Origin of the sequence: Streptomyces sp. NBC_00086 (assembly GCF_026343255.1) — a bacterium.
GTDB lineage: Bacteria > Actinomycetota > Actinomycetes > Streptomycetales > Streptomycetaceae > Streptomyces.
This window is the reverse complement of record NZ_JAPELZ010000001.1, coordinates 415,239-430,747: the sequence shown is the minus strand read 5'-3', so window position 1 is coordinate 430,747 and position 15,509 is coordinate 415,239. Positions and strand designations below refer to the sequence as shown.

Annotated in this window: 13 protein-coding genes; 4 read left to right on the top strand and 9 right to left on the bottom strand. The window is 74.2% G+C overall.

The annotated features are described in order from the left end of the window. The first annotated feature begins 96 nt into the window (after positions 1-96). Together OG276_RS01895 and OG276_RS01890 are read left to right on the top strand one after the other, a co-directional pair. Positions 97-540 (top strand): nuclear transport factor 2 family protein, encoded by a 444-nt coding sequence (locus OG276_RS01895; protein WP_266902017.1) that lies wholly within the window; start codon positions 97-99, stop codon positions 538-540. Between the two features lie 137 nt (positions 541-677). Continuing rightward, positions 678-1,280: a gamma carbonic anhydrase family protein gene (locus tag OG276_RS01890; protein ID WP_266902015.1), complete on the top strand. Its 603-nt coding sequence runs from the start codon at positions 678-680 to the stop codon at positions 1,278-1,280. Between the two features lie 270 nt (positions 1,281-1,550). Here the strand turns inward: OG276_RS01890 and OG276_RS01885 are convergent, their stop codons facing one another. Both OG276_RS01885 and OG276_RS01880 read right to left on the bottom strand, forming a co-directional pair. Next, entirely contained in the window at positions 1,551-3,479 is a 1,929-nt protein-coding gene (locus tag OG276_RS01885; RefSeq protein ID WP_266902013.1) for an ABC transporter ATP-binding protein, read from the bottom strand. An 81-nt stretch (positions 3,480-3,560) separates the two neighbouring features. After that, positions 3,561-3,944: a VOC family protein gene (locus OG276_RS01880; RefSeq protein WP_266902011.1), complete on the bottom strand. Its 384-nt coding sequence runs from the start codon at positions 3,942-3,944 to the stop codon at positions 3,561-3,563. Positions 3,945-4,094: 150 nt separating this feature from the next. Here OG276_RS01880 and OG276_RS01875 point away from each other — a divergent pair, with 150 nt between their 5' ends. Beyond that, entirely contained in the window at positions 4,095-6,269 is a 2,175-nt protein-coding gene (locus OG276_RS01875) for an AMP-binding protein (protein WP_266902009.1), read from the top strand. Here the strand turns inward: OG276_RS01875 and OG276_RS01870 are convergent. Further along, a complete protein-coding gene (locus OG276_RS01870; RefSeq protein ID WP_266902007.1) occupies positions 6,221-8,155 on the bottom strand; it encodes a GNAT family N-acetyltransferase in 1,935 nt (644 codons plus the stop codon). The two genes, OG276_RS01875 and OG276_RS01870, sit on opposite strands and share 49 nt — an antisense overlap. Positions 8,156-8,260: 105 nt before the next feature. On the opposite strand from OG276_RS01870, the gene OG276_RS01865 reads away from it, so the two are divergent. Continuing rightward, a complete protein-coding gene (locus OG276_RS01865; protein WP_266902005.1) occupies positions 8,261-8,683 on the top strand; it encodes a DUF350 domain-containing protein in 423 nt (140 codons plus the stop codon). A 142-nt stretch (positions 8,684-8,825) separates the two neighbouring features. Here the strand turns inward: OG276_RS01865 and OG276_RS01860 are convergent, their stop codons facing one another. The 6 genes from OG276_RS01860 to OG276_RS01835 form a co-directional block, all read right to left on the bottom strand. Further along, complete coding sequence (locus OG276_RS01860) at positions 8,826-10,046, bottom strand: acyltransferase (RefSeq protein WP_266902003.1); 1,221 nt, start codon at positions 10,044-10,046, stop codon at positions 8,826-8,828. Continuing rightward, positions 10,043-11,086, bottom strand: a complete 1,044-nt coding sequence (locus OG276_RS01855) for an alpha/beta hydrolase (protein ID WP_266902001.1) — start codon at positions 11,084-11,086, stop codon at positions 10,043-10,045. The genes OG276_RS01860 and OG276_RS01855 overlap by 4 nt, the downstream gene beginning before the upstream one ends. A gap of 137 nt (positions 11,087-11,223) precedes the next feature. After that, positions 11,224-11,904, bottom strand: a complete 681-nt coding sequence (locus tag OG276_RS01850) for a response regulator transcription factor (protein WP_266883770.1) — start codon at positions 11,902-11,904, stop codon at positions 11,224-11,226. Then, positions 11,901-13,139: a sensor histidine kinase gene (locus tag OG276_RS01845; RefSeq protein WP_266901999.1), complete on the bottom strand. Its 1,239-nt coding sequence runs from the start codon at positions 13,137-13,139 to the stop codon at positions 11,901-11,903. The genes OG276_RS01850 and OG276_RS01845 overlap by 4 nt, the downstream gene beginning before the upstream one ends. Before the next feature lie 715 nt (positions 13,140-13,854). Then, on the bottom strand, positions 13,855-14,310 hold the full coding sequence (locus OG276_RS01840) for a MerR family transcriptional regulator (protein ID WP_266901997.1): 456 nt from the start codon (positions 14,308-14,310) through the stop codon (positions 13,855-13,857). Positions 14,311-14,423: 113 nt separating this feature from the next. Next, positions 14,424-15,461 carry an NADP-dependent oxidoreductase gene (locus OG276_RS01835; RefSeq protein WP_266901995.1) on the bottom strand — a complete coding sequence of 346 codons (1,038 nt, stop codon included), beginning with the start codon at positions 15,459-15,461 and terminating at the stop codon, positions 14,424-14,426. Between the last annotated feature and the right edge of the window lie 48 nt (positions 15,462-15,509).

The following is a 15,509-nucleotide window of genomic DNA, read 5'->3' as shown; positions in this document are numbered from 1 at the left end:
CCTTACCTCTGAGGTAATCGTCTCGGCGTGCCCATGCTGACAGGGTTGGTGATCTCTCCGCGTCGCAGGACGCGGGCCAGGACGGAGAGGTCCGCCATGTCCCTAGCCACACCTGCCAACACGCGCCCCGTGGTTGAGGAGTTGCTGCGCAGAATTGGCGAGGGCGACCCCGAGCGCATCGCCGAACTGTATGCCGAGCAGGGTGATTGGAAGCTCGACTGGCCGGAGGCCGAGCACGGCCGTACTGCCACGCCGTGGATCCGTCACCGGTCCACCCGTGCTGACGCCGTGGCCCACTACCGCGAACTCGCCGAGCACCACGTGCCGGAGCGTGTGGCGACCGAGGTCGAGCGCATCCTTGTCGACGGAAGCGACGCGGTCGTGCTGGGTGAGATCCGCCAGACCGCCCGGCCCACCGGACGTGCCTACACGGCGCGGTTCGCTCTGCATCTCACCGTCGTGGACGGCCTTGTCACCCGGCACCACGTCTACGAGGACAGCCTGGCCGTCGCCCAGGCATTCGAAGCGAAGGATCGGTGAAGGGGCCGCCCGGCGACGCGGCCCCCATTCCCTCCACACGCGCCCTTCCTTTCCCAGCAGCCAGGCGCAGGGGGTCTGCAATCTCGGCAGGTGGAATTGCGCGCGGAGCCGGCCCGGGCTGCGGCATGATCGCGGGCATGTTGATCGATCACGAGGGCTTCTCGCCGACCGTGCATCCCACGGCCTATGTCGCGCCGACCGCGACCCTGTGCGGGGACGTGCGGGTCGGAGCAGGGTGCCGGGTGCTGTTCGGCGCCGTGCTCACCGCCGAAGGCGGCCCGGTGGAACTCGGCGAGGGCTGCATCGTGATGGAGAACGCGGTCCTGCGCGGGACACGCCGCGACCCGCTGAGCCTGGGCAGGCAGGTCCTGGTCGGCCCGGGCTCGTACCTGACCGGATGCTCGGTTGCGGACGAGGTGTTTCTGGCAACCGGCAGCAGGGTGTTCAACGGCGCGCGGATCGGGACGCGCTCAGAGGTGCGCATCAACGGCATCGTGCACCTGCGCACGGTGCTGCCCGCCGACTCGATGGTGCCGATCGGCTGGGTGGCCGTGGGCGACCCGGCGCGGATTCTTCCGCCGCAGGACCACGAGGCGATCTGGGCCGTGCAAAAGGGCCTGGACTTCCCTGGCTACGTCTTCGGCCTGGAGCGACCAGCTGACGGCGAAAGCCTTATGCCGGGCATCTCCGAGCGTTTCGGCCGGGCCCTTGGGCGCCATCGCGACGACCGCCAGATCTGAACCCGCCCTCGCGGACTCGGCCTGCTCGCCAACGGTGGGGCGCATCGCCGCCGCCTGGAGTCTCCGCTCCAGGCGGCGTTCTGCGGTGACAGTGCCGAGGAAGCCGTAGCCGCGCTCGTCGCATCGGGTGGCCACGGCTCGGGCGTGCTCGAGGTGAAGAATCCCGTCGATCACCTGCCGGTGGTTCCGACGTGTTCGCAGTGCGTCCCGTGAACGAGGGGTTCGGCCACCACAGCGGACCCATACCGCCCCCGGCCGCCCCGTTGGCCGTCACCCGCCGGAGACCGCCGCCGCGCCGTCCGGGAGGGCATCCGCCGCCGGGGTGTCCCCGTCCGGGCCGGCCGCCGCGAACTGGGTGCGGTACAGCTCCTCGTACCGTCCGCCCACCGCCAGCAGCTCGGCGTGGGTGCCGCGTTCCACGATCCGGCCGTCCTCCACCACCAGGATCAGGTCGGCCGCCTGCACCGTCGACAGCCGGTGTGCGATCACCACGGCGGTCCGGCCCGACAGGGCCTCGGCCAGGGCCTCCTGGACCGCCGCCTCCGAGGTGGAGTCCAGATGGGCCGTGGCCTCGTCGAGGATCACCACCCGCTGGCCGGCCAGCAGCAGCCGGGCGATGGTCAGCCGCTGGCGCTCCCCGCCCGAGAGCCGGTAGCCGCGCTCGCCGACGACCGTGTCCAGCCCGTCCGGGAGCGAGGCCACGAGCCCGTCCAGCCGGGAGCGGCGCAGGGCCTCCCAGATCTCGTCCTCCCCGGCCTCCGGGCGGGCCAGCAGCAGGTTGGCCCGTACCGACTCGTGGAAGAGGTGGCCGTCCTGCGTGACCATGCCCAGCGTCTCGCGGATCGAGTCCGCGGTGAGGTCCCGTACGTCGACCCCGCCGAGGCGGACCGCACCCGAGTCGGTGTCGTAGAGCCGGGGCAGCAACTGCGCGATGGTCGACTTCCCGGCGCCCGAGGAACCCACCAGGGCGATCATCTGCCCGGGCTCGGCGCGGAAGGACACCTCGTGCAGCACCTCGGTGCCGCCCCGCGCGTCGAGGGTCGCGACCTCCTCCAGGGAGGCGAGGGACACCTTGTCGGGGGAGGGGTAGCCGAAGGAGACCTTGTCGAACTCCACGGCCACCGGCCCCTCCGGCACCCGGCGGGCGTCCGGCTTCTGGGAGATCAGCGGCTTCAGGTCGAGGATCTCGAAGACCCGCTCGAAGCTGACCATCGCGCTCATCACCTCGACCCGCGCCCCGGCGAGCGCGGTCAGCGGCGCGTACAGCCGGGTCAGGAGGAGGGCCAGGGCCACCACCGAGCCCGCGTCCAGCGTGCCGGCGAGCGCGTAGTGGCCGCCGAGCCCGTACACGAGCGCCAGGGCCAGCGCGGAGACCAGGGTGAGCGCGGTGATGAAGGCCGACTGGGCCATCGCCGTGCGGATCCCGATGTCACGCACCCGGGCGGCGCGCGCCGCGAACTCCGCCGACTCCTCGTCGGGCCGCCCGAACAGCTTGACGAGCGTGGCGCCCGGCGCCGAGAAGCGCTCGGTCATCTGCGTGCCCATCGAGGCGTTGAGCGCCGACGCCTCACGCTGCAGCGCCGCCATCCGCACCCCCATCCGGCGGGCGGGCAGCACGAACACCGGCAGGAGCACGAGGGCCAGCAGCGTGATCTGCCAGGAGATGCCCAGCATCACGGTCAGGGTCAGCAGCAGCGTCACGGTGTTCGACACCACCCCCGACAGGGTGTTGCTGAAGGCCCGCTGCGCGCCGATCACGTCGTTGTTGAGCCGGCTGACCAGCGCACCGGTCCGGGTCCGGGTGAAGAACGCCACCGGCATCCGCTGCACGTGGTCGAAGACCGCCGTCCGCAGATCCAGGATCAGCCCCTCGCCGAGGGTGGACGACAGCCGGCGCAGGACCAGCCCCAGCCCCGCCTCCGCGACCGCGATCAGCGCGATCAGCAGGGCGAGGCGGGTGACCGTACCGCCTTCGCGGCCCTCGACGATCGTGGTGACCACGCGGCTCGCGAGCACCGGGGTGGCCACCGCCAGCAGCGCGGTCACCACGCTGAGCAGCAGGAAGTACGTCAGCCCGCGCCGGTGCGGGCGGGCGAAGGCGGCGATCCGGCGCAGGCCGGCCCGCGAGAGCGGGCGCCGGTCCTGCTGGGCGTTGATCGCGCTGTGGAGCGAGGTCCAGGCGGTGACTTCCATATCCATGAGACGAACCGTAGGACCTCAACCAAACTTGAGGTCAAGGGGCAGATGCCCCCGGGGTGACCAGGAACCCTGTTCGACAGGTCAGTCGAGGCAGAAGATGTTCTCCTCGGGATCGGCCATCACGATGATCCCTTCGTTCTCCTCGTCGGACTCCAGCCGGTACAGCCGCTTCGCGCCGAGCTCCTCCAGCCTCGCGGCCTCCACCTCCAGCACGGCCATCCGCTCGTCCCCCTTGAGGCCGGGCGCCGACCGCACGTCCAGGTGCAGGCGGTTCTTCGCCTCCGTCTTGGCCTCCGGGACCCGCTGGAAGTAGAGCCGCGGCCCCTTGCCGTCCGGATCCGAGATGGCCGCCCAGTCGGCGGACCCCTCCGGCGACTGGACGCGATAGCCCAGAGCCTGCGCCCAGAACACCGCCTGCGCGCCCGGATCGGCACAGTCGTACGTCACCTGGAATTCCTTGGCCATGCTGCTGCCTCCGACCACTTGAAACCTGTCCACCGGTACCGGCCGGCTCCGGCCGCGTACCAGCGCAGGACGATAGTGGATCAACCATCGTTCGTACGAGGGATTTCCGAGGCCCTCGTGCCTGTCGGTGCCCGGTGCCAGAATCGGTCCATGACGCAGGGATCAGAGCCCTTCACGCACTCCGGCCCGCACACCGGCGACACCGTTCTCTCCCGCTTCGAACGCTGGGTACGCGACACCCCGGGAGCCCAGGCCCTCGCCGCGGGCGCCGGCAGTCTCACCTACGGACAACTCGACGCACGGGCCAACCAGGTGGCCCACCACCTGATCGGCTCGGGACTGCCCGAGCACGCCGTCGTCGCCGTGGGTTCCACCCCGCGGGCCGAACTCCTCGTCCTGCTCCTCGGCATCCTCAAGGCCGGCGCCGCCTACACCGTCGTCGACGTGGAGAACCCGCGCACCGGACAGCGCCAGCTCGCCGCCGCCCGCCCCTCCGTCCTGCTCGCCGACTCCGCCGACCGGGCCCGCCTCGACGACGGCGGCGACCTGCGGGTGATCCGCCTCGACGCCCAGCAGGCGGCGGCCACGAGCGGGCTGTCCACCGATCCGCCGGACCGGACTCCCCGAGGGAACACGGCCGCCGTGCTCTTCACCGGAGGCGCGGACCGGCGGGCCGTCCCCCTCTCCCACGACCGGCTCCTCGCCGCCCACGAGGGGTGGGCCCGGGTGGTGGGGCCCGTTCCCGAGGACCGGCACCTGATCACCGCCGCCCCGGACCTCACCGGCTTCGCCGCCGGATGGCCGCGGGCCCTGTGCGAGGGCGGCACCCTCGTCCTGCCCGAAGACCCGCGCTGGACACCCGAATCGCTGCGCCGCGCCGTCGACGCCGAGCGGGTCACCGTCCTGCACACCGACCCCGGCACCGCCACCCAGCTCCTCGTCCGCGACCGGGAGGCGTCCCTGTCGCGGACCCTGCGCCGCCCCGACGAAGGGCTGCGGTCACTGCGCATGGTCACGGTCACCGGCGACCGCCTCTACCTCGACGAGCAGGCCGCCCTGCTCGCCCGGCTGCGGCCCGGGGCCCGGCTGCTCAACGTCTACGGGCCCACCGAAGCGGCGGGTGTCGGCGCCCGCTTCGAACTCCCGCAGCTCGCCGGCCCCTTGGACGGCGCCGAGGAACTCTCGCTGATCGGCGCCGCCTTCCCCGGCTGCGTACTGGACGTACGCGACGGGGAGATCCACCTCACCGTGCCCGGCGGCGGCGAACCGGTCCCGACCGGCGACCTCGGAGTGCTGCGCCCCGACGGCCTGCTGGAGTTCCGGGGCCGGATCCGCGACCGGCTCACCGCGGACGGCAAAGTCCTCGACCCGCATCCCGTCGAGTCCGCCATCCGCAGCCACGAGGCGGTCGGCGCCGCGCTCCTGGCCGAGGTCGAGGGCGCCGGTACGGGGGTGAACGCGCGGCCGATGCTCGTCGCCTTCCTCGCCCCGGCCGCGGAGGACGACACCTGGCCCCCTGGCTCCGACCTCCCCGACGGCGGGGAACTGCGCCGGCACCTGGCGGGCAGGCTTCCGGGGGCCATGATGCCGAGTGCCGTGTTCCGGCTGCCCCGGATTCCCCGGGACAGGGCCGGCCGCGAGCAGCGGGCCGCGCTCCCGATGCCGCCGGGATCGGCGGGGGACGAGCCGGGCGGAGGCGGGAGCAAGTACGGCGGCAGGTACGTGCGCGGGTTCGAGGGGCCCAACATCGCCGGATGGATCGGCCTCATCTTCTTCATCGCGGTCGGGCTGGTCCTGGTGGCGGGCTTCACCATGATCCTGACCTTGATCCTCTGGCCCGGTTCCACGGACCTCACCGGTGTTCCGAACCCGTACGCGACGCTCTTCTTCCTCCTCTACATGTTCGAGTGCTGGGCGTTCGCGGCCGGTGTGTGGTTCCTGTTCGCCGGCCGGTCCCGGATGCGCCGCCACGGGCGCCGCGGCCCGCGCATCACCGCGGCCGCCCATCTGGCGATCGTCTACCTGCTGGCCGCGTGGTGGCCGCAGGACAACTTCTACCGGCTCGCGGCCAAGCAGGACTGGCCCCAACAGGCCGCGCTCGTCTACGCCTTCAACATCCCGCTGATGATCGCCGCCGGGATCGTGGCGGTCTACGCCTCACGTCCGCCGCTCAGTGTCTTCGACGTGGAACCGGACCCGGCGTCGTCGGCGTCGGCGTCGGCGTCGGCGTCGGCGTCGGCATCGACTTCAGCGTCGGCTTCGGCTTCGGTTCCGGCTCAGGGAGCGGACCGGGACGGGGCCCGGGCCACCGATCCGGCCGGCTGAGTCCCGGCCGGCCGGGCCCCGGCCGGCTCCCCGAACATCGCTCCGACGGACAGGGCCTCCGCCCGCACCAGCCGTTCGGCCGCGTCCAGCAGCTCCCTGCCGGTCGCGGCCACCAGGGCGCCCATCCAGGGCGCCGGTTCGAAGGCGCCGGTGGGGATGGCGGGGAGGAACACCGCGCCCATCCCGGCGCACCGGCGGGACAGCCGCTCGCACAGTTCGCCGAAGGCCGCCTCCGGCAGCCGGGCACCCAGCTCCACCCGGTCCGCGATCCGTACGAAGTGCCCCGCGCCCCGCAGTTCGTCGAGCCGGGCCGCCACCACGAAGGCGACGGACGGCCCGGTCAGGCGCAGGTTCGTCTCCGTCGGGGCGAGCCGTCCCGCGCCGTCGGCGACGAAGTCCACGTCGAACCAGCCCCGGTAGCCGGCGGCCGACAGCTCCCGGCCCACTGCGCGGCCGAAGCCGAGCAGCGGTTCCTCCGCCCACCCGGGGAGCACCCCCGGACCCACCGTCGCCCCGCGGTACCCGCCGTCCGCCACGTCCATGACCGCCCCGCCGACCTCGTGCACGCGGCCCCGCGGGTCCACGAACCCGTCGTACGTGAGGTCGCGCGGCTCGGCCGGATCCGCCGGACCGCGTACGTACTCCTCCACCAGCAGCGGTCCGCGCGGCAGCGCCCGCACCACCGCCCGGGCGCCGCCGGCCGCGCGGACCCGCCCGGGGGTCATCACCGTGGTGCCCGAGCCGCCGACGCCGTGCTCCGATTTCAGAACGGTGCTCTCGCCCGCCTTGGTCCGGGACGCCAGCAGCCGGACCGCCGTCCGCCGGGTGTCCGCCCGCCACTGCGCGGGCAGTGTGATCGCGGGGTGCCCGCCCTCCGCGAGGATCCGGCCGAACAGGCCGTGAGCCGCCGACTTCGACTCGTACCGCAGCTCGTCCGGTCGCCACGGGCGCCGGGCCAGCCGTGCGAAGGGGGCGGTCAGGCCCCACGGTACGAGGGGCGCACCGGCCTCGGCTCCGACCCCGGTGTCGGCCCCGGCCTCGGCCGCTGTCCCGGTCAGCCGTGCGGCCAGCGCCGGCCGGGACCGTACGGCGTCCGAGAGGCCCGGATCCCGCTCCGCGAGCCCGTCGTACACCTCCACCCCGGCGGGCCAGTCCAGTTGGCGCCCGAGCAAGGAGATCCATCCCGGCGGCACCGGGCGCGGCAGCACCAGCGCGGCCGGCCGCGGGCTGTAGAAGGCGGCGAGGCAGGCGTAGTGGTGGGCGGCGTGCTGCTCCCGGTCCAGGGAGGCGTCCGCGAACTGCGCGTTGTACTCGGCGACATTGCCCACGTGCACGGCCGCCCGGCCGCCCGTCCAGGCACGGGCCCAGTCGGCCAGGGGCACGGGCGCCACCTCGAACCGCACCAGCCCGCCGGTGGCATCCGGCCCCGCGTCCGGCTCCGGCCCCGGTTCCGGTTCCGGTTCCGGACCCGAGGCCACCGCGCCCATCGCCCGGTAGAACCCCGTGGCATGCGGATCGGCGTCGATCAGCAGCCGGCGGAAGCCGAGCCCGGCGGCGCGCCGCAGCACGTCCCGGTACAGCAGGCGGCCCACGCCCGAGCCGATGGCGGCCGGTTCGACGAAGAGCAGCCCCAGCCGCCCGAGCGGCGGCTCCCCGTCCAGGGAAGCGAGCCCGAGCACGGCGGCCGGGCCGCCGCCGGACCGGGCCCCGGCCGCCCCCTGGGCGACCACGATCCGCCGCCGCACCACGTCTCCGGCCCCGATCCGCAACTCCGGCGCGCACGCGGCAAGGAACTCCGCGCCGTACCCCCAGTGCGCCTTGGAGCGCAGGACCAGCTCCGTCAGCGCTCCGGCCTCGGCGGGCCGCGCCGCCCTGAGCTCTGCCATTTCCTGACCTCCCCATGGTCGGGTGCGGTGCCGTGCGATAGATTCGGCCACCGCGACGACAGGCACGCGACGTACTTCCTACCCCACCCCGGAGACGGCTTCCCAATGAGCGACATCATCAACGGACTTGGCCGCACCACCGCATTCGGCGGCGTCGGCCTGGTGCTGCTCATCCTCGGCATCGTCCTGGTGGACGTGCTGACCCCCGGCAAACTGCCGAAGCAGATCTGGGAAGAGCGCAACCGGAACGCCTCCGTGATGCTCTCCTCGGCGCTGCTCGGCATCGGCGGCATCGTCTTCACCTCGATCTGGACCACGTACGACAGCTTCGGCAAGGGCCTGCTCTCCACGGCGGCCTTCGGACTCCTCGGCCTGATCCTGATGGCCGTGGCCTTCCTGGTGCTGGACCTGGTGACCCCGGGCAAGCTCGGCGCCATCGTGGTCGACCCCGAGCCGCACCCCGCCGTGTGGGTGACGGCATCCTGCAACCTCGCGGTCGCCGCTATCGTCGCCGCCTCCATCGCCTGACGGCTCGCCGAGAGCGCACGAGAACGCACGAGAGCGCCGCTCCCCTCGGGGAGCGGCGCTCTCGTTTCATACGGGTGCTCCGGCCGTCCGCCCGTTCAGTCGCGGTCAGCTGCGACGGTGAACAAGATCCGGAAGAGACGGCCTACGCCAGTCCCAGGGCGAACACCGCGAATCCGGCCGCCAGCAGGCCCGCGACGGTCCGTCGCGTCGCCGAGGCCCGTGTCCACGGCTGCTCGAAGCGGCGGGCGTACCGGGCGATGCCCACCAGCAGCACCGCGAACACCGGCATCCACGCGAGCCGCGCCACGATCCACCCGACACTGTCCGGCGCCGTCGTCAGCCCGGCCAGGCCGCCCGCGAACGAGCCGGGTACGGCGGCCGCCAGCATCGCCGTCTGGTGCCAGCACAGGATCGTCATCGCGCACAGGTTGATCACGACCACCGGCGCCCACAGCAGCGGCCGGGCCAGCAGCCGGGCCAGCCGGTCCCGCAGCAGGATCGCGGCTCCCGACTGGGCCGCGGCCAGGGCCAGTACCAGCAGCGACGGCGGATGCGAGTTGGTCCGGGCCTCGCCCGGCACGCCGACCATCGACGCCGGGTAGTGGAAGAGCATCAGCAGGGCCGCGAACAGCGCGCCACCGCCCACCAGCAGGAGCCGGCCTCCGCGCCGCCCGATCCGGCCCTCGCCCCAGTCCACGCCGAGCTGGTACGCGAACAGCCAGCCCGGCAGGATGTTCACCAGCGCCACCCACCCGGGCACCGAGTCCGCGAAGGGCCCGTAGCGCAGGAAGTCCACGACGGCGACCGAGGCGAGCAGCGGGGCCGCCGCCCAGCCTCCGAGCCGGTGCGCGGCGCGCACGCAGTACGGGGTCAGCGCGGTCACCACCGCGTACACCCCCACGAACCACAGCGGCTGGATCACCAGCTTCGCCCCGGTCCGCAGGGTGGCCTCGGGCACCCCGGCCGCGTACAGCACGGGCGCGGCCAGCGCCCACACCGCCGTGACCCCGAGCACCGGCCGCCCCAGCCGGGCGATCCGGCCCTTGAGCCAGGCCCCGGCCGATCCGGTGTGACGCCGGAAGGAGAGCGCCGAGGCGTAGCCGCCGACGAGGAAGAAGACGCCGAGCATCTGCAGCACCCAACTGGCCGGGGCCAGGCCGCCGAAGGCGGAGAGGGGGCTGGCGTTGTGCAGGCCGCCTTCGGGGTCGAGGGTGAAACCGCCGAGCAGCCAGTGCCCGGTCGGCACGGCCAGCAGGGCCAGCGCGCGCAGCCCGTCGATCGCCCGGTCCCGGTGGGCGGGGGTCTTCGCGTCGATCCGGCCGGCGGCCGCCCGCGCCTTGGTGAGGAGGGACGGCGTGCTCATCGGGCCGCTCCCGTCGCGATGGAGGCGAAGGCCTTCAGGGACCGGGTGCCGGGGGTGAAGTAGCCGGTGTGGCCCGTCACGTCGGCGGCGTCGACGGGGCGGGCGCCGAAGGCCGCCGAGGTGGGATCGGCACCGTGGCCGAGCCCGGCGAACTCCACGTTGGGCACGTCGGAGATCCAGTCGGAGGGCCCGCGCGCCGCCCATACGCGGGCTTCGGTGTGCAGGTCGGCGACGCTGTCGGCGCGCATTCCGGGGGAGCCGAAGGCGACGATGTCGGTGGCGTCCGCGTGCCGGGCCGCCAGCCCGCAGACCACCGAGCCGTAGCTGTGGCAGAAGAGCACCGGGTCGGGTGCGCCGACCGCGCCGAGCCCCTCGGTGAACCGGGCGAGGCGGACCGTGCCCGCCTGCGCCAGCCGCCCCCGGGCCGTGTCCAGGCCCATCCCGACGGGCGTGGTGTAGCCGGTCCAGGCGATGACGGCGACGCCCGGCCCGGTCGCGGACCTCAGGGCGCGGGCCATGCCCGCCGGGCCGGTGTGGGCGGCCCGCGGGCGGTCGTAGGTGGTGGCGTCGTTGTCCGAGCCCGGCACGATCACCGAGACGTGCTCGGCTCGCCGCAGGTCCCCGAAGACCTCGGCGACGGTGCCCCGCCCGCGCGGGTCGAAGGCCAGGATCTGCCGGCCGGGCGCGGCCAGCGAAGCGAAGCGGGGCTCGCCGGTCGCCAGCACGGCCAGCCGGTTGGCCTCGTACCTGAGAGGGAGCGGAGCCCCGTCCAGATTGCCCACCACCAGCGGGTGGGAGCGTACGAGGCCCTGCGCCCGGGTCTCCTCCAGCCCGGCGAAGAACCGTGCGACCTCCGACGGCGTCGCCCGCGCCGGGTCCGGCAGCGGCCGCCCGGACACCGCGTCGGCCCGCCAGGCGGCGGTGCCCGGCGGCGGGCCGGTGACCGCGGTCTGGGCGTCCGCCGAGGCCCATCCCGCGGTGCCCGCGACCACGGCCGCCGCCAGTGCTGCCGTGACCAGTGTCCTTGCGAAGCGGCCCATGCCCCTTCTCCTCTCCTCGTGACGAGGAGGAAGGTAAGAAGGAGGTGCCTGACCGGGCGTCGCACCGTGGAGCCAAGTCGGATGTCATACCCCGGTAGGGGGTGGAGGAGAGAACAGGGGGAGGGGAAGCGGGGGGATCAGCCGCCGTCGCCCGGACGCACCAGCCCCGCCTCGTAGGCGAAGATCACGGCCTGGGCCCGGTCCCGGAGGTCCAGCTTGCCCAGCACCCGCCCGATGTGGGTCTTGACCGTCTGCTCCGCGACCACCAGATGACCGGCGATCTCCTGGTTGGACAGCCCGCGCGCGATCAGTTCCAGCACCTCGGTCTCCCGCGGGGTCAGCCCGTTCAGCCGCAGCGCCGGGTCCCGGCGCGGCGCGGGGCGCCGCTCGACGAAGTCCGCGATCAGCCGCCGCGTCACCGACGGAGCCAGCAGCGCCTCGCCCGAGGCGACCACCCGTACCGCCGCGATCAGATCGGCCGGCGGGGCGTCCTTCAGCAGGAAGCCGGAGGCCCCCGCGCGCAGGGCCTCGTACACGTAGTCGTCGATGTCGAAGGTGGTCAGCATCAGCACCTTCGGCCGGTGCACCACCCCCGGCGGGGGATCGAGGAGCTCGCGCGCGGCACTGAGCCCGTCCATCTCCGGCATCCGCACGTCCATCAGCACCACGTCGGGGTGGACGGTGCGGGAGACCTGGATCCCCTGGCGTCCGTCGGGCGCCTCACCCACGACGTCGATGTCGGCCTGCGCCGACAACAGCGCGGCGAAACCCGCCCGCACCATGGCCTGGTCGTCGACGATGATCACGCGGATGGTCAACTTGGTTCCTCGGGAGCGGTGTTGATGGGCATGCGGGCGGCGACCCGGAAGCCGCCGTCGGGCAGCGGACCGATGTCCAGCGTCCCGCCCGTCAACCGTACGCGCTCCCGCATCCCCACCAGCCCGTGCCCGGTGCCCGAAGTCTCCACCGCCACCACCGCGTCCCGCGCCGGGCCGTTGACCACCAGCACCAGGAGCTCCTCCTCGTCGAAGGTCACCGAGACCCGCGTCGCGGCGCCCGGCGCGTGCCGCACCACATTGGCCAGCGCCTCCTGGACGATCCGGTACGCCGACAGGTCCACGGCCGGCGGCGCCGCCCCGGCCGCGCCCGCGGCCAGTGCCAACTCCACCGGCTGCCCGGCCCGTACGGTCGCCTCCACCAGCTGCTGCAACCGGCCGAGGCCCGGCTGCGGGGTCCGGTCGGCGCCGTTCGCCTCGTCCCCGCGCAGCACCGTCAGCAGCCGCCGCATCTCGCCCAGCGATTCGCGCGCGCTCGACGCGATCGCCGCGAACTCCTCCCGCACCGGCTCCGCCATGCCGGGCAGCCGGTACGGCGCCGAATCCGCCTGGACCGTGATCACCGACATGTGGTGGGCCACCACGTCGTGCAACTCCCGCGCGATCCGGGCCCGTTCCTCCAGCAAGGTGCGCCGGGACCGCTCGGCTTCGCTGATGCTCTCCTGCTCGGCGATCTTCTGGCGCGCGTCGCCGAGCCCGCGCAGCGCTCCCGTCAGCGCGAGGACCACCCCGGCCAGTACGAACAGCAGGGCGACGGTGTTGGTCACGCCGTCCGGCCCGAAGGCGCTCAGCAGCGCCCCGGCCACGCCGGTCGCCAGCCACACCCCGACCAGGGTCCGGATGGACTCGCGCAGTCCCAGGCAGGCCATCAGCACCAGGTAGCCGATGATCGCCATCGGCGTCCAGGGCCAGGCGTGCCCGGCCACCCGGTCGGCCTGGGTCAGTACGGCGGCCCCGATGACGTCCGCGACCAGCACCATCCCCCACGCGGGCAGCGGCCGGGTCACGGCGAGCAGCAGCGGCAGGGTCTGGGCCACGCCCAGCGCCCCGGCCCAGCCGCCGCCCGCCTTGTAGTCGTTGGTCAGCACCGCGATCGTCACCGGCAGCAGCGTCATCACGCACACGGCGGTCACGGCGTACGGCAACAGCCGCTGCCAGGCCTCGGGCGCCTGCGCGAGCAGCGGTTCGGCGGCCCGCGCGGGGGTGCGCAGCGCCACCGCGAACCGCCCGGGCGCGCGGGGCCCTCGCGGGGCGGGGGCGGTGCCCGGGCCGACCGGCGCGGACCGGGGCGGCGGTCCGGACGGGGACTCGGGCTGGGGTTCGGACGGGGATCCGGGCTGGGGTTCGGACGGGGATCCGGGCTGGGGTTCGGACGGGGATCCGGGCTGGGGTTCGGACGGGGATCCGGGCTGGGGTTCGGACGGGGATCCGGGCTGGGGTTCGGACGGGGATCCGGGCTGGGGTTCGGACGGGGATCCGGGCTGGGGTTCTGACGGGGATCCGGGCTGGGGTTCGGACGGGGATCCGGGCTGGGGTTCGGACGGGGATCCGGGCTGGGGTTCGGACGGGGATCCGGGCTGGGGTTCGGACGGGGATCCGGGCTGGGGTTCGGACGGGGATCCGGGCTGGGGTTCGGACGGGGATCCGGGCTGGGGTTCGGACGGGGATCCGGGCTGGGGTTCGGACGGGGATCCGGGCTGGGGTTCGGACGGGGATCCGGGCCGGGGTTCGGACGGGGACCCGGGCCGCGGTTCGGACGGAGACCCGGATGGGGACCCAGATGGGGACCCGGACAGGGATCCATGCGGCGATACCGACGGGGACCGGGATCCGGGTCGGGCTCGGAAGAGGGATCGGAATCGGGATCGGGCGCGCTCGCTCATGATCGGCCCAGCGTATGCGTCCGAGGCCGGCCGGGCCCCCGGCCGGAACTCACCGGCCGCCCGGGTCCGGAAGCGGATCCGGGGACTGGACCGCCACAGGACGCGGTACCGGCACGGTTGCCGGGTCCGGCTCCGCCTCCGGGGCGTCGGCGGAGCCGTCGAACCCTGCCCGCCGGGCGAGGGCCTCGCGCAAGCGCGTGAGTCGCTCGATCTCCGCGTCGAGCACGGAGAGCCGGTGCCCGACGACCCCGCCGCCGGAGCCGCAGCTCGGCGGCGGATCGGCCGCGAGCAGGTGGAGCCGGTCGGCCACGCCGCACAGGTCCTCGACGGTGAATCCGTGAGCCAGCAGATCCCGGATGATCCGGATCCTGTCCACGTCCCCGGGCCCGTACTCCCGCTGCCCGGAGGGGCTGCGGCCCTGCGGGGCGAGGAGTCCGCGCTGCTCGTAGAACCGCAGCGCCCGGGGCGTGGTCCCCGCTGCCGCCGCCGCGTCACCGATCCGCATCCCGCGCCACCTCCGTGTTCCCCACGCCACGCGGCACAGTCGTACCGCACGCCACGCCACGCCCCGCCCCGCCGCGAGGCCCGGCACCGCACCGCACCGCCCGCGCGGCCGGACTACTCCGGCAATTCCACCACCACGGCGCCGAAGTGCCGTCCCCCGGTCAACTCCCCCAACGCCTGCGGGGCGCGATCGATGCCCGGGATCCGCACGTGCGGGAAACGGATCTCCCCGGAGCGCAGCCAGGCCCCGAAGCGGGCGGTCCACTCTTCCTCCACGTCAGGATGCTCCGTACCGAGGTACCCGCGCACCGAGACGCCCCTGACGACCAGGCGGAACGAGTCGACCTCCACCGGGGCCTCGCCCCCGGACCGACCCGGCGCCAACTGGCCGGAGAGCGCGCCGACCAGTGCGAAGCGGGCGCCCTGCCGGGCGGCGCCGAGGGCGGCGGACAACTGCTCACCGCCCACCGTGTCCACGAGTACGTCGATCCCCCCGGGCGCCGCCCCGGCGAGCTGCTCCGCGAAGGGCCGCCCGGCGCCCCGCAGCAGGACCGCGTCGTAGCCGAGCTCCGCGACCAGCCGGTCGGCCTTCTCCGGGGAGCCGGTGGTGCAGATCACCCGGCCCGCGCCCAGCAGCCGCGCCGTCTGGCCGGCGAGGGTCCCGACCGCGCCGGCCGCTCCGGTGACCAGAACGGTGTCCCCGGGCCGGACCCCGGTGAGCCGGGTCAGCGCGCCGTACGGGGCCGAGCCCTGGGCGAGGTACGCCACCGGATCGGGCAGGGTGTCGTCCAGCGGGGTGCAGTCGGCGGCGTCCACCAAGGCGTACTCCCGCCAGCCGAGCAGGTGCGAGACGAGCGTGCCCGGGCGCAGCGGGCTGCCGGCCGGGGCGGCCACCACCTCGCCGACGGCCGGCCCGAACAGCGTGTCGCCGGTGCGCAGCGGGGGCAGCGGCAGCCCCTCGGCCGCGCCGCCGATCAGGGTGAGCAGCCCGGGGAACACCAGGAAGTGGCGGTTGCGGACGAGCACCCGGCCCGGACCTGGCACCGGCACCGGTACCTCGACGACGGCGAGGCGCGGCCCCTCGGGCGGCCCTTCGCGGCGGTCGGCGAGCCGGATCTCGCGTGCGGTACGGGGCAGGGCGGCCGTGGCCATGGAGGCTCCTCGAAGCGGCGCGGCCGGCGACGGCGCGGACGGCCGCCG

Excerpts from the sequence above, each read along its gene's own strand:
- OG276_RS01895 (WP_266902017.1), top strand. The coding sequence starts at position 97 with ATGTCCCTAGCCACACCTGCCAACACGCGCCCCGTGGTTGAGGAGTTG.
- OG276_RS01890 (WP_266902015.1), top strand. The coding sequence starts at position 678 with ATGTTGATCGATCACGAGGGCTTCTCGCCGACCGTGCATCCCACGGCC.
- OG276_RS01885 (WP_266902013.1), bottom strand. The coding sequence starts at position 3,479 with ATGGATATGGAAGTCACCGCCTGGACCTCGCTCCACAGCGCGATCAAC.
- OG276_RS01880 (WP_266902011.1), bottom strand. The coding sequence starts at position 3,944 with ATGGCCAAGGAATTCCAGGTGACGTACGACTGTGCCGATCCGGGCGCG.
- OG276_RS01875 (WP_266902009.1), top strand. The coding sequence starts at position 4,095 with ATGACGCAGGGATCAGAGCCCTTCACGCACTCCGGCCCGCACACCGGC.
- OG276_RS01870 (WP_266902007.1), bottom strand. The coding sequence starts at position 8,155 with ATGGCAGAGCTCAGGGCGGCGCGGCCCGCCGAGGCCGGAGCGCTGACG.
- OG276_RS01865 (WP_266902005.1), top strand. The coding sequence starts at position 8,261 with ATGAGCGACATCATCAACGGACTTGGCCGCACCACCGCATTCGGCGGC.
- OG276_RS01860 (WP_266902003.1), bottom strand. The coding sequence starts at position 10,046 with ATGAGCACGCCGTCCCTCCTCACCAAGGCGCGGGCGGCCGCCGGCCGG.
- OG276_RS01855 (WP_266902001.1), bottom strand. The coding sequence starts at position 11,086 with ATGGGCCGCTTCGCAAGGACACTGGTCACGGCAGCACTGGCGGCGGCC.
- OG276_RS01840 (WP_266901997.1), bottom strand. The coding sequence starts at position 14,310 with ATGCGGATCGGTGACGCGGCGGCGGCAGCGGGGACCACGCCCCGGGCG.
- OG276_RS01835 (WP_266901995.1), bottom strand. The coding sequence starts at position 15,461 with ATGGCCACGGCCGCCCTGCCCCGTACCGCACGCGAGATCCGGCTCGCC.